At 60.4% G+C, this 12,791-nt stretch carries 10 protein-coding genes; 3 read left to right on the forward strand and 7 right to left on the reverse strand.

Annotated features, from left to right (window positions below):
• Nucleotides 1-906 precede the first annotated feature (906 nt).
• From AC0L2Z_RS17155 to AC0L2Z_RS17185, 7 genes are all read right to left on the reverse strand, one after another.
• Nucleotides 907-2,859 carry a DUF3604 domain-containing protein gene (locus tag AC0L2Z_RS17155; protein ID WP_473628851.1) on the reverse strand — a complete coding sequence of 651 codons (1,953 nt, stop codon included), beginning with the start codon at nucleotides 2,857-2,859 and terminating at the stop codon, nucleotides 907-909.
• Nucleotides 2,860-2,918: 59 nt separating this feature from the next.
• Nucleotides 2,919-4,034: a hypothetical protein gene (locus tag AC0L2Z_RS17160; RefSeq protein ID WP_287260009.1), complete on the reverse strand. Its 1,116-nt coding sequence runs from the start codon at nucleotides 4,032-4,034 to the stop codon at nucleotides 2,919-2,921.
• Nucleotides 4,035-4,055: 21 nt separating this feature from the next.
• On the reverse strand, nucleotides 4,056-5,099 hold the full coding sequence (locus AC0L2Z_RS17165) for a HupE/UreJ family protein (protein ID WP_473628852.1): 1,044 nt from the start codon (nucleotides 5,097-5,099) through the stop codon (nucleotides 4,056-4,058).
• Nucleotides 5,096-6,004: a peptidyl-prolyl cis-trans isomerase gene (locus tag AC0L2Z_RS17170; RefSeq protein ID WP_287260010.1), complete on the reverse strand. Its 909-nt coding sequence runs from the start codon at nucleotides 6,002-6,004 to the stop codon at nucleotides 5,096-5,098. The genes AC0L2Z_RS17165 and AC0L2Z_RS17170 overlap by 4 nt, the downstream gene beginning before the upstream one ends.
• Before the next feature lie 219 nt (nucleotides 6,005-6,223).
• Nucleotides 6,224-7,504: an alpha/beta hydrolase gene (locus tag AC0L2Z_RS17175; protein WP_287260183.1), complete on the reverse strand. Its 1,281-nt coding sequence runs from the start codon at nucleotides 7,502-7,504 to the stop codon at nucleotides 6,224-6,226.
• A gap of 62 nt (nucleotides 7,505-7,566) precedes the next feature.
• Nucleotides 7,567-8,379, reverse strand: a complete 813-nt coding sequence (locus tag AC0L2Z_RS17180) for a porin family protein (protein WP_473628853.1) — start codon at nucleotides 8,377-8,379, stop codon at nucleotides 7,567-7,569.
• A gap of 314 nt (nucleotides 8,380-8,693) precedes the next feature.
• On the reverse strand, nucleotides 8,694-9,005 hold the full coding sequence (locus tag AC0L2Z_RS17185) for a hypothetical protein (RefSeq protein ID WP_128169549.1): 312 nt from the start codon (nucleotides 9,003-9,005) through the stop codon (nucleotides 8,694-8,696).
• 364 nt (nucleotides 9,006-9,369) lie between these two features.
• Here AC0L2Z_RS17185 and AC0L2Z_RS17190 point away from each other — a divergent pair, with 364 nt between their 5' ends.
• From AC0L2Z_RS17190 to AC0L2Z_RS17200, 3 genes are all read left to right on the forward strand, one after another.
• Nucleotides 9,370-11,085 carry a hypothetical protein gene (locus AC0L2Z_RS17190; protein WP_473628882.1) on the forward strand — a complete coding sequence of 572 codons (1,716 nt, stop codon included), beginning with the start codon at nucleotides 9,370-9,372 and terminating at the stop codon, nucleotides 11,083-11,085.
• A gap of 566 nt (nucleotides 11,086-11,651) precedes the next feature.
• Nucleotides 11,652-11,876 carry a hypothetical protein gene (locus tag AC0L2Z_RS17195; protein WP_128169547.1) on the forward strand — a complete coding sequence of 75 codons (225 nt, stop codon included), beginning with the start codon at nucleotides 11,652-11,654 and terminating at the stop codon, nucleotides 11,874-11,876.
• Nucleotides 11,877-12,516: 640 nt separating this feature from the next.
• Nucleotides 12,517-12,750 carry a hypothetical protein gene (locus tag AC0L2Z_RS17200; RefSeq protein WP_023801823.1) on the forward strand — a complete coding sequence of 78 codons (234 nt, stop codon included), beginning with the start codon at nucleotides 12,517-12,519 and terminating at the stop codon, nucleotides 12,748-12,750.
• The last annotated feature ends 41 nt before the right edge of the window (nucleotides 12,751-12,791 follow it).

Raw genomic sequence — 12,791 nt, forward strand, 5'->3', positions numbered from 1 at the left:
TCACAGCGGTTCAGGCCGCGGGGCGGCCGGTCTTCTCATTTTTTCGGGAACAGAAGCGTCCGGTCCATCAACCGACGGATCGGGAACCGACGCGCTGCGCTGAAAATGCTTTTCTTGCCTTTTGGCCGATACTCGCTGGCATTGCGCCACGTTATTCAAAGCAACCTAGGCTCGGCATTCGTGCCGTGCCAGCCGCAGTATGTAAATTACGTGGAGCAACCCGTAATTGACGAAAAAACGAGGCGCGGGCGGTCGAAAACCTCAACACGCGGGGGTACGGTGATCCGGGCGGATGCCTCCGCAGTAAGGAAGTTCAATCCCCTGCGCGGAAAGACTGTCGTGCCCAAGTCCACCGGATCGCGGACGGCATACCGGTGGCGCTCGTTCCCAAGGCCAGCGCTGGAGCACGCGTTTGCCTTGGATGGTCGGGCGATTTCCTAACTATGCGACTGCCTGGGCCCCCTGCTGGCTCAAATCACCATCGACGAAGTCCGATTCACGCTTTCCGGCTGCCTCCGCCTCGTCGTCGGCGGTCGGTCGTGCCCTGGCCATCGCCCGGCACGCGGTGGAGTTGGATCCCGGCAAATGTGTGCGCTCTGCACGCCGAAATGTCCGCTCTATCAGCAAGGAATTCAGGGCGAGAGCCGTCGCGACAACTGGCGGCGAGAGCTCCAGGGCCCAGACAAGATGTTCGACGGGACGCGGGATGACGTCAGCCTTCGCGGAGATCACAGCGTCGGTCACAGATGACAATGTCCGCAAGATTAACGAGGTCGCCTGGCGCGAAAGCTGCTCTCGAAGCCAAGTCATCATTTGAACCAAAGCCGTGTTTGAGCCTTCTTGTCTTGGCAGGCGGCGCACGATCCGCCTGCCCCAACACCAGCCAAGCAAAATCCGGCGTTTCCTTTAGCCGGCCGGATTGTACCAGATCGGCGAGGTGTACGCGCGCTCCTGCATCTCCATCGTCGCTTCCGGCGGCATTTTTACGCCGAAATATTTGGCGTCGTAGGCCGTCCAGCGCGGCGTCGGGATTTCCAGCACGCGGCCGTAATAGAACGCCCGCTGGGCCGGATCGAACTCGGGATCAACCCAGACGGCGATCAGTTCCGGCGCACCTATCGTGTTGGTCCAGGTGGCATTGGCGACATCGACAGTGTTCCCGACCGAAGGCACCTTGCCGTCAGCGCCCGGCCTGCGATCGCCCGACCACGCAACGTTGTAGACCTTCTCCTGCACCTTTCCGGCAGCATCCAGCCACCCCTTGACGATCTGGTAGCGATCGAGGTTGGCGCCGATCGGATCCTTCAGCGCTGCAACCAGGAAGGTCGGCGCCTTGCCTTCCGGCGCGGCAGTGAGATCGCCGCCCATCGGTACGCCCTTCGTATAGCCGATGAGAGCAGGGCTGCGGGTATTGGCGTCGGCTTCAACGAAATCGAAGCCGCCGAAGAGCCGCACCAGCATCCGCGATCCGGTCGTGGCATAAGTCTCCCGGCGTGCCATCGCGTCGAAGATCGCCTCGCGGGTGTTCTCGGTCGCCCAGACCGCCGCGTAGCCGGAAGCGGTCTGCTCCCAGCCCATAATGGTCGCCTTCTCGGTCTTGACGAACGGGTGCGTGGCGCGGGCCGGCCCCGGCTCGCTGCTGGATGTCTTGCCAAAGAAATTGTCCTCCTCGACGGCAGCCAGCCCGGTGTGCGCGTCGGTCGAGCCGACCATGCCGAACTTGTAGGGGTTCACCCCGAGCTCCTGCTCCAGCTTGAGCCCATTCTTCAGCGCCGAGCGCGCATATTCGAACTCCAGCATATCGGGCGTCTTTACGACGGTCAGGTCGAGATTGCCCTTGTCCCAGCGCTCGAAGTTGGCGAATTCGTCATTTGGCGACAGGAAGGGGTGCGTTTCGCCGTCGCCCTTGATCTGTGAAGCCTCGTAGAGACGCTCCCACTTGGCACGCGTCTCGGCATATTCGCGGTCTATCGGCTTGTCGACGCCCGGCTCGATCATCGGGAACATGCGGCCATTGGAAAGGTTGCCATTATGGGCGATGGCGAGCACGTCGCCGCCGGTTTTCTCCTCATAGTCCGCCATCCACTTCCACAGATCGCGGGGATTGTCGCTGCCCGGTGCGAGCACGGTGAAGGGCACGGTCTGGCGGGCGAGATCGCCATTGTCGCGGAAGATGACGTTGCGATGCAGGTTGTTGCCGCCCGTGTTGGAGGTCCATTCGTAGCCGATCACAGCAGTGAAGCGGCCCGGATCGTTCGCCTCCTCCGCCGCGTCAATGGTCTCCTGCCATGCCGAGCGATAGGGGGCGGAGTCGGGCGAATAAAGCAGCGGCCCGGTGAGTTGCCCTGCCCCGAAGGCAGTGATGAGCTCGATCGCGGCAGCGGCGCCCTGGCCGGACTGGATCATGTCGTACCACCGTCGTCCCTTGGGGTCCGCCAAGATATCAGACTTGCCGGCCAACAGGTCGTTGAAGAACCCCATATTGTCGGAATGGTCGGTGACGACCAGGAAATCGAGCGGTCGAGACAGCTTGGTGAGCTGTCCCGAGGAGGCCATGATCTCCTCACCCTTGCCGAAGCGATAGGCATCGCGCGGTCCAAGGCGCGCACCAAAGGCGCCGGCATCGAAGGAGAAAGATGTGTGGGTGTGCGTGTCGCCGAACAGCGGCCTCGTCGGGAAGTTTCGTCCGGCCCAGGGAGAATAGGCCCGCTTGGCCGGATAGAGCTGGTCGGCGGTTTGCTTGTCCAAGGAACCGGAATCCAGCACGGAATCCTGCGCTGCAGCGGGCAGCGCGCCTGTCAGGCTCGCAGCTACAAGAGCGGCGACTGAAACAAACTGCAAAAGTCCGAGCGTTCTCATCATAGTCCTCCTCCAACTGTTTGGTGCATGCCGAAGCCAATTATTCCGAGGAAAACTGCTCATCGGAGACCACCGGACCGCGTGAACACGGCCTTGGAACTCCCGCCTTCATCAGCCCTTGAAAGGTACATAGCGATCGCGAAATGCGATGCGTCGTCCAGACCAACGCCCGCATTCAGAATTTCACGCAGCCTGGGCACGAAACGAACCACTTTCCAATCGGACAGGTCATTTGCGACATTCCCGGCAAGCTCGGGGTGATGCGCGAGCAGGCGACCGTAAGCTTCGATGATCGCTGACCGCAGTTCGACTGCCCCGCCCGTCCCCTGTACCGACAGTGCTTTCACGATTTCGACCAGCTCTGCATGACTTCGGACCGGCTCGACGAAGTATTCTTCCGCGAGCTGCGTCACCCCGTCCGCGCCGGTCATCTCGATGAGCGCAGTGGCGTAGGCACCGAGGTTGATCGTCAGCCCATACTTTGCCGCGGTCTTTAGTTTTCCGCGAACGAAGGCGATGTCGTCCGGGCGGTCCGACATGCCGAGCATGAGGATGTAGAGCCCATGCCATTCGACATGAAACAAATCGTTGACGATTCGAAAGATGTCGTCGCGCGCAACTCTTGTCTTGAGATCGCGCAGCGTTGCGTAAGGCGCGCGCGCGACCTCGAGGAAGGCCAGTTCGGCGAGCCTGCGATCTTCGTGCCGGAGGTAAGTAGCGAAGAACACCGCGCGTTCGGCCAGCGTCTTCGAGCTCTTGTTCCATTGCGCCACCTGGCGCATTACATTTTGATACTCGCGCCCCGCCATGCCAAGCGCCCTCCACGCCCCGCCGGGGCCGTTCTGGACAAGAATAACCTGGAGAGCCGGATACAGCTGGAGGGCGCGGGCCGTCGTCGAATCGAGGAACAGAGGGATGGCGCTGCCGTCGTAGCGTCCCTTGAATGTTTCCAGCACCACGTAGGAGAAAGGTCTTGCCGGATTCTCGCGCGCGAAGACCGCCGTGCCGCTCGCGACGACCTGGTCGGCATTCGTCACCTTGGGATAGGGCATACAGAGCACACAAGCATGCACCGGCGTCGCGGTCAGTAGGAACGCCGCGGCAATCATGCACATCAGCGATGCCAGTGCTGCGCTTGTCAGCCCGGTTCGCCGATCCCTGCGCGAGGTGTTCATATGCCGCCCTTCCCGACAATCTCAAAAGGTCGCCACACGTTCGATCACCCAGAACATTGCAATCGTGCCGATAGCGTATGGCGGCACGAGATCCAGCCAGGCCGGCAGCGATCGCCTGCGGACCTGGATCAGTGTGACAAGCGCAAGTACGGCTCCGACAAAAAGAAGCTGTCCGACTTCCACTCCGAGGTTGAAGAACAGTAGCGCAACGGGAATCTGTCCCGCCGGCAGTCCAATCTCGCTAAGGGCGCCGGCAAAACCGAAGCCATGGAGAAGCCCGAAAGCAAATGCTACCAGCCAGGGTGCTCGAGCGGCTAAACTTCTGCGCCCCTGCCGTACGTGGACGATCTCGACTGCGACGAACGCGATCGACAACGCAATCACCGCCTCGACCGGCGGCGAGGGTACGCTAACAAAGCCGAGCGTCGCCAGCGCCAGCGTGATGCTGTGCGCAACGGTAAAGGCGGTGACCGTCTTGACGAGCCGCCACGAGCCCTCGGTGATGATGAGCAGGGCAAGCACGAAAAGCAGATGATCGAAGCCTGACAGAATGTGCTCGACGCCAAGTTTGAAATAAGTGGCGGCCGTAAACCAGCGGCTTGGAGTTGCAGGAACCGTCGCTTCCGGGGCGCCGGGCGTCAGCCGCTCGATCCACACGTCGCCGCTGGCGAACTCAACGCGCACGAGCGCATCGGTCATCGTGTTTTGCAGGCCGTCAATCGATACCACCTGGCCTTCCAACGGCTCGACCGCGCGCATCTGCCAGGTCTGCACCATTGCGTCGCCGGTCGGGCGCGAGACGACCGGCGTGAGGTTCTCGACCTTGCCCGAGAATGCTGCCGACAGCGCCAGACGCGCGTCACCCTGCATCGGTGTCTTGAACAGCACGCTGAACTCGTTCGGCGCCTCTTCCTGAACGCTGAGGTAGGCTGGGCGCACCTCGTGCGCCGAGGCAACCTGCGAGAACAGCATGGCGATGGCCGCTGTCAGCACGACCAGCCGAACGCACCCCGTCGCGGCGCGGGCACCTCGGACGAGTGCAGACCATTTGGTCAGCGGGTTCATTGCGTGGCCACTTTCGGTGCGGGCTCGGGCCCCAATACCGCTTTCGTGGTGTCGTCCAGCTCGACGCCAAACTTGTTGCGCAGCGCGATCAGATAATCGCGGCTGACCTCGGTCTGCTTCGCAGAGCGCCACTCAGAAAGGACCGCATCCCTGACCGTCTCGAAGGGCTTCAGGGTGGTCGCTGTACGCTGCGTGACGAGCACCAGATGAAAGCCATAGCCGGATTTCGTCGGCCCCTGCCATCCGCCGGCTTCGAGTGCAAACACCGCGCGCGCAAAATCGGCACCGAACATTCCGGACAGTGCCAACTCGTCGGTATCGGCGAAGCTGTCGCCGAACAGCAGCCGGTCGCCCGCGGTCGAACCGTCCTCTGTATTCGCTGACAGCGCACCCAGCGCGGCGGTCGCGTCCGCCGCGGCATCCTTGCGATGCTCCGGGTTGAAGTAGACCTGCCTGAACGAGAGTTTTCCGGGCGTCTCGAAGGGTGCAGGGTTGGCCGCATGGAACTGCCGCAGTTCCGCTTCGGTCGGCTCGGCAAGCTGGGCGGTGTCCTCAACAAGGAATTTCAGCTTTTGCGCCAGGCGGCGGCGGATGATGGTGTCGTCCTTGTCGAGGCCTATCTCCTGCGCTTCGCGCGCCATCACTTTCTCATTCAGCAGATCGTCGACGAGACCCTTGAGCTCATCGGCGGTTGGCTCACGCAGCCATTGGCTCGACCAAGTCTGCTTGAGCCAGCGCACGTCGCCTTCACCGATCCGGATCGGCTCGGCGGCTGTCGCTTCGGTTTGCCTGTCGTTCAGCCAGGAATAGCCGCCAAACAGGATCGCACCGATGACAGCAAAATGTAGCAGAGGCTCCCTGAGCAATATCATACGCTTTCCTGCGCCCCCTGCCGTCGCATCCATGGTTCGGTCCAGGACGACAGCAACTCGCATCAGAGCCCTTCGAGTGTGATACCTCGACGACTACTTCTTTCGCTCTGCATGGATGGTAGGCCCAAAAATCCGGGGCGGAATGTAATTTACGTGGGCAAGCACGTAACAGGGCAACAACAAAGCCGCAGCCGAGCGTTTGAGGAGTCGTGCGCCAACCTCGAAATTACTCCGCGCAGGCCAACCGAGGGCCTACTTCTTGCAACCTTTTGTGGCGGAGCCAACGCATTCCTTGCCAGCACTCGATTTCTGGTTGGCCTGGGAACCCGTCAAGGCGCCGATGTGATTGCCCAAATTTTCCCTGCTGTTTTGATCGACCGCTGCAACAGGTGCCGCAATCACCAACCCTGCCGCGCTGCCCGCCGCTGCCGCCACACCGGTCGTTGCGTGAATGATGGTATCGCCCAGGCCTATCCTGTTGTCGGTCAACGTCTGGCCGCCGGCCATACGCGCCCCAATCAGTTGAACGACCTGCGGTGACGAGGCGAACTTGCCGTGATGCAAAGGATCGCCGGATTTGACTTTCGTCAGATCGATGACGGTTATGTTGTTGCTGGCGAGATCTTCCTTGTATGGAGCTTGTTCCGGATCAATCGATCCGAGCCGGGGGATGTCGCCCCAGACCCGTCGCGAAACTTTGAGCGCGCGATCGTCCTGCGAGACAAAGAGGGTGAACTGCGGGTGCTGTTTGCCCATGTCGGCAATCTGAGTGCGAAAAACATCGACGTCGACGTCTGGCGCGGCCAGCATGACGTTCTTGAACTTCGCCGGAAGGCCGCCATTGCGGATGGCCATCTGGCGCAAGCCTTCCAACGCAAGCCAGTTGCCCATCGAATGGGCGAGGATCGAAACTTCCTTTATCTGGGGATCGCGTGCAAGATATTGGAACAGCAGTTCAAGCGCATTTCGCGTGTAGTTGGTGCTTTCACGATCGTAGCCATAAGCCAGCGCACTGCCTCGGGAGGGCCATGTGACCAGGATCGGGACGCTCTGCGTGTCGGTGTCCTTCGCGATCTGCGCAAAACGGTAGACCGCGTCTTCAAAGCGATTGTTGAATCCGTGAATGAAGACGAGGACGCTGTGATCCGGGCTCTTCCTGACAGAGGCGCTAAGCCACCCCTTCGCTGTCTCGAGCGTCAATTCCTGGGCCTGCACGACGGCAAAATCGGTCGCCGGGTTTGACGGCAGCTTCTTGGGCCATGCGACCTCTCCAACCTTGCGGACCGAAGGCGGAGGGATCGAAACCGTGATTTCCGCGAACGAGGGGGCCAGTCCGCGCTCGCCCGTATACATTTGTGCCGGATTGGAGGAACGACTGCGTGTCGTTGCGACCAGCATCTCCACCTTGCTGGAGGAAGGCGAGGTATCGGCCACGGGCAGCAGCACATTCGTCGGACGGGACGCGCACCCCGACAGCAGGCCAACCAACGCCGACGCCAACAAGACGTTGCTGATACGCCTGACTTGGGACAGGCTCACGAAACAGTTTCCCAAACTCTTCTCCCGTTTCGAAGTCGTCTCAGGCGCAGAGCCAATCAGAACCGGAACCTGGCGCCGATGATTGGTCCCTGCATTGCTATGTCAAACACAAATCCGTCGTCGTCGTAGTCCACGGCAAGGTAGCGATAGCCCGCTTCCAGCGTGACCGAATCACTGTACCGGTATTGAAGCGTGCCCTGCACTTGCCAATCGAGGTCGGCGCCAAGGCCGAAGCCACCGACATCCGCCTCGCCATGGAGTCCGAATCCGTTACCAAGAGCGACATCGCCGGCCACGCCAATAATGGGGTCGACCCAAGTCTGGCTGCCGCTGGCCTCTCTTACGGCGAGAGGGCCAGTAACGGTCAGATCCGCATAGAGGTGCCAAAGCCGTCCGCCGGCTAGAACGTCCAAGGTCGCGGTGCCATTGTCGAAGACCCGATAGGAGCCGCCGAAGGTCCACACCACCGTGTTCATGTTCGCTTCGGCCGAAAAAAGAGCCAACGGGCCGGGCGACGTGCCGTCGGCCTCGAGGCCCAGGTAGATGAAGTCGGTGAACAGAGCGTAGCGGCCATTGCGCGCCTCACCGGCAAGCATGACCGGCGGGGGAGACCAATCGATGTGGTCAAAGATCTGGCCGAAATCGACGTCGATATCGACCGGCGGCAGGCCCCTGACGCCGACCCTGCCCTTCATTCCTGCCATCCAGAAATAGGGTTCTGCGGTGAAGGTCCAGGCCGGCGCGGCTTCAGCAGGCATGGGCGCGGCTTCAGGAAGTTGCGTCGCAGCATCCGCAGCGATCGCCGGCACTGCAACCAGCGCTGCCGCTGTTCCAGCCGAAGCCAACACGAGAGCTCGGATGATTCCCATATCGAAGTCCCTCAAATTCCGTCTTTTACTTCATGTCCGATGCGATCGTCTTGCACCCGCAGTGACAATATATATCTATTCGCGCCGCTCAGCTAATGGATATCGGTTGCCGATCGTCTTTCATGTCGACAGCGGTTCATTTATTGCTGTCACGGATGGACAGTGCCGGGCCTACTTCGGGAACAGCAGTCCCGTGCGCAATCGAGCCCGTCGGGTCCGCTAGGGCTTACCGTGACGACAAGCCGGGCCGGAAGCACGGCTGCTATAGTTTGTAGAGCTCGATTGCCAGACAGAAATTCCAAGCCGGCCCCCGCTTAGTTCTGGCGTGGCGGCCAAGGCGTGAAATGCGGTTTCCTGCCGGCATCCGCGTGCAGCACCGCTCCGACTTCCCCAACCAACCGATCCACCAGTCCCTGCCATTCGGCTCGTCTGGACTCGCGGAATGCCGGCGGGACCATGTCGATCCTCGAGAGTGCAAGCTCCGCTTCAGCAAGTTCCTCGCACATATCCTGAAAACCCTCACTTCGGCCCATCAGCCGATGGATCGCCAATTCAAATTGCGGAAACCGACGCACCGCCGCCGAGACCGCTCTTTTTTTATCAGCTGGTTCGTCGTCCATCCTCATGGCGCAGATTCGTGTTTTCCCTGGACCACCGTAACCTATCGCATGGAGGCGGCTGTGGAATGTAAGTTACGTGGGCGACAGGGTAATTTCTCAACATCCATAGCGAGCTTGGTCGGCACCAAGCCTGTAAAATCGCAAATTCAAACTGCGCTGCCGGCGAGGCCGCCTAACTCTTTGATCCGTTGTCATCCGCCGGCGCATTGCGCGAACCGTCGCCGTCGTCCCAGCGTTATCCGTTCAGACTACTGGGAGTATTGCAAGAACAGGCTCGCGGATATAAATTGCGCAGCGAGGGTAACCGCCGAAAAATGAAATATAACTGGGAGTGGTCACCCCCAGAACGTCAGGTGAGGGAACCAACGTGATCCGGGCGGAACCAGCCGTAGGGAGGGAGCATAGGCTCGCCCCAGAGGATTGTCGTGCCCAGCTTGCCCGGATCCTCAACAGCGCGGACTTCGATGCAACCGGTCGCGAGCGCCGCTTCCTCAGCCATGTGGTGGAGGAGACGCTGGCGGGTCGCGGTGATCGTATCAAGGCCTATTCGATCGCAGTCGAAGTGTTCGGACGCGATATGTCTTTCGACCCGCAGACGGATCCGATCGTCCGCATCGAGGCTGGCCACCTCCGGCGCGGGCTCGAGCGTTACTACCTGACTGCCGGACAGGACGATCCTATTCTCATCACGATCGCGAAAGGCGGTTACGTTCCAACGTTCTCGGTGCGATCGCCCCTCGAGACCATTGAGCCGGCCTTGCCGCTCAATCGGGCAGAGAAAGTCCCGCCCCCTGCTCGATGGATGAAGGCATCATGGCTGACGGTGGCTCTTGCGGCAATCGTCGCGGCATTGGCTGTTCTGGCATTGGGATTGGCGAGGAGCGACGTTCGCCCGACTTCGCCTGAGATCCCGCGACTGCTGGTCGAGACGTTTGACGACCTTTCAGGAACGGAAGCCTCCAAGGCCATCGCCAGTGGATTGAGGCAGGAAGTCGTCAGCCAGCTTTCCAAGTTCAAGGATATCGTGGTCGTGGAGTCGGCCGCAAAGGGGGAGGATCCATCGATCTCGCCGGCACGATTTGTCCTGGCCGGAAGCGTGAACCTGTCGACCGATGCCTTCCGGCTTCGGGTCCGGCTGCTCAACCGGGCGGACAACTCGGTTCTGTGGGCAGAAAGCTATGATGGCGGGCTGAAAGTGGCGCAGCTTGTGGAGGTCCAGACGGACATCGCGCGTAATGTGTCATCGAGCCTGGCCCAGGCATATGGCGTCATCTTCCAGGCAGACGCCAATCTCCACGTCGTCAATCCGCCCGACGATTGGGCCGCCTACTCTTGCACGCTTTCTTTTTACGCATATCGGGTCGGTGTCGATGCAGAAAGCCGGTCATCGGTACGCGCGTGCCTTGAGACGGCGGTGGACCGCTTTCCGACCTACGCCACCGCTTGGGGTCTTCTCTCGCTGATCTACATAGATGACTACCGATTCGAGTTTTCAGCCGACCCCGCTGAGTCCGCCGCTGCGCTCGATCGCGCCTTGGCGGCGGCAAGGCGATCTGTGGGGCTTGATCCTGTCAACATCCGGGGACGCCAGGCGGAAATGGTTGCGCTCTATTTCCACAAGGAGATCGATGCCGCATTGAAAGTGGGCAAGCAGACTTTGACCATCAACCCGAACGACACCGAGTTTATGGGCGAATATGGAGAGCGCCTGGCGGTTTCTGGAAATTGGCATGACGGATGCCAGTTGATCGCGGAGGCGCGTCAGAAGAACCCGGGGCCAGGCTACTATGACGTGGATCTGGCCCTTTGCTCGTATTTCAGCGGGGATTATCCTCAGGCAGCTATGTGGATCAACAAATCGCCATTTCCGTCGAATCCGATCTATCATTTGCTTGCCGCTGCCGTTTTCGGTGAGGGAGGCTACAAAATCGCGGCTGATCGCGAGGTCGCATGGCTGAACCAAAATCAACCTGATTTGGTGAAGAACATGCGCCAGGTGGTTTCGGCGCGGTTGGCCCGTCCGCAAGATGTCGAGTTGTTCCTCGGCTCGCTAAGAAAAGCGGGCCTTGGCGTCGCAGACGACTAAGAGGTCAGCGGCGCCCGCCCCTCACCTGCCCTGCGTCGAAGCCGGCATCAAAAACAACGAGATCTGGATGGACGGAAGTGTTCGTTCGAATGATGCTATTGCGTTGTCTTGAGCGCAGATTTTGCTCAGCCAGCACAGCGCCTCCTCTTAAGCCCGCTGGTCTTGGCCCGGCGGCCTGCTGACAGTCCCCCAGTAGAGCTGCCGGGCCACTCGAACTTGCTCAATGGAAGGCGCGGACTTCCAGGATTAGAACCAACAAGCACACCAGAGGCATCATCTTTGGTGAGTTGCTGCATCATTGTGCACTTGCCAATGAAGAACGCAAAAAAGCCCCGCCGCTCCATTTGCGAAGCGGCGGGGCCCCCACTCGCCCCCCATCAATGCCCATGCATTGCGGTGCCAGACATGTTGACCCATTGCGGCGCACCTTATGCCACGACGGCCTGTCGCAGTTGCGAGGGCTGTATCGAGCCGGTCGATGGAGTATCGACTTTTTTGCCGCAAAAGCCTTCCCGCCGGAACGCTTGCTCGTCTGGATGGTTGGTTGGGATGCAGGAGATGCAGGCGTGGCCAAGAAGCTGTCAATCGCGCAAACGTTGCGACGAACCTCCGACCAACTGAAGAGGATCCGCAAACATGTCGCCAATGGCGGTCATGTGGACCAGATGCAAGAGGTCGACGCCCTGGTGGGCCTCGCCAAAGAAGTGGCCGACCGGCAGTTGGCCGGGTTTGAAAGCCCGGCAGATGAAAACGATGGCCCTGTGCAAGACGATGACGATGCAAAGGACTGAGCGTTGTCGACCGGCTCGTGACATTCCGCGATAACGGAATTACTTGATTTGCCAAAATCGGTACTATCCAACGGCGGCGGACCCCCAATCCGCCTGGCCGGCGCCGTCGAGCGTTCTTACCCCACGCCCCCCAAGCGGCGCCGGCCGCTCGGCTGCGCACCCTCGTGTCCGGCCCCGAGGGCATGCTTTTGGGCAACATGCATTGGACCAGGAGACGCGCGGGTTTGACGGGTTTTTTCTGCAACTTGCGGCGATCTGTACACGCGCCACGCAATCGGCAGATTTCCATCGCTCTCGGCGGCCTTTAATACCCGATCTGCGATATCGCAGCGGATAATGGGATCGTCTGTTAGATGATCCATTGAATTCTGTGGATTCTGTTTGAAAAACATCTCCGCCCCCGCGCTTGGCGCTGAGAATGCTCAACGGATACCGCTTTGAACAGTCGTCAAATGACGACCACAGACGGATTTATACGCCATCCCACGACGCACGTTGGCGTAATTGCGTGGAGGCGAGATGCGGATCCTGCCGGTGGTCGGTGCAACAGAAGCTTGCAGCCGGGAACAACCACTCGACCGTTCGCGTTTGTGCAAAGGCCCGCTTCTTTTGCACGGGCAGCGAGCCTCGAAGGTTCGCAATGCCGCACCGGCGTTTCAATCGCACCCGCCTCAGCCCTCACGATCTGGCTATTTGTGAACGCGTGTACGATCAGGTTTGCGCAGATGAACACATCGACCCTTTGAGCCGGGATGCCGAAGCCTTGGCGGTGATGATTGTCGCAATCTTCCGAAACATTACGACCAGTGAGCGCGAACTGCTGGAGGAGGTCAGGTCGCTTCGTCGTTCAAAGGGCGCAGAACAGGCGCGCTAGCTTGGCGGCTTTCCCTGACGAATCTTTCCAGTCCCGCTTTG

The organism is Mesorhizobium sp. WSM4850, from assembly GCF_055811735.1.

Coding starts and splice junctions, on each gene's coding strand:
- AC0L2Z_RS17155 (WP_473628851.1), bottom strand. CDS start 2,859: ATGAGAACGCTCGGACTTTTGCAGTTTGTTTCAGTCGCCGCTCTTGTA.
- AC0L2Z_RS17200 (WP_023801823.1), top strand. CDS start 12,517: ATGCCGCACCGGCGTTTCAATCGCACCCGCCTCAGCCCTCACGATCTG.
- AC0L2Z_RS17165 (WP_473628852.1), bottom strand. CDS start 5,099: ATGAACCCGCTGACCAAATGGTCTGCACTCGTCCGAGGTGCCCGCGCC.
- AC0L2Z_RS17185 (WP_128169549.1), bottom strand. CDS start 9,005: ATGAGGATGGACGACGAACCAGCTGATAAAAAAAGAGCGGTCTCGGCG.
- AC0L2Z_RS17160 (WP_287260009.1), bottom strand. CDS start 4,034: ATGAACACCTCGCGCAGGGATCGGCGAACCGGGCTGACAAGCGCAGCA.
- AC0L2Z_RS17180 (WP_473628853.1), bottom strand. CDS start 8,379: ATGGGAATCATCCGAGCTCTCGTGTTGGCTTCGGCTGGAACAGCGGCA.
- AC0L2Z_RS17170 (WP_287260010.1), bottom strand. CDS start 6,004: ATGGATGCGACGGCAGGGGGCGCAGGAAAGCGTATGATATTGCTCAGG.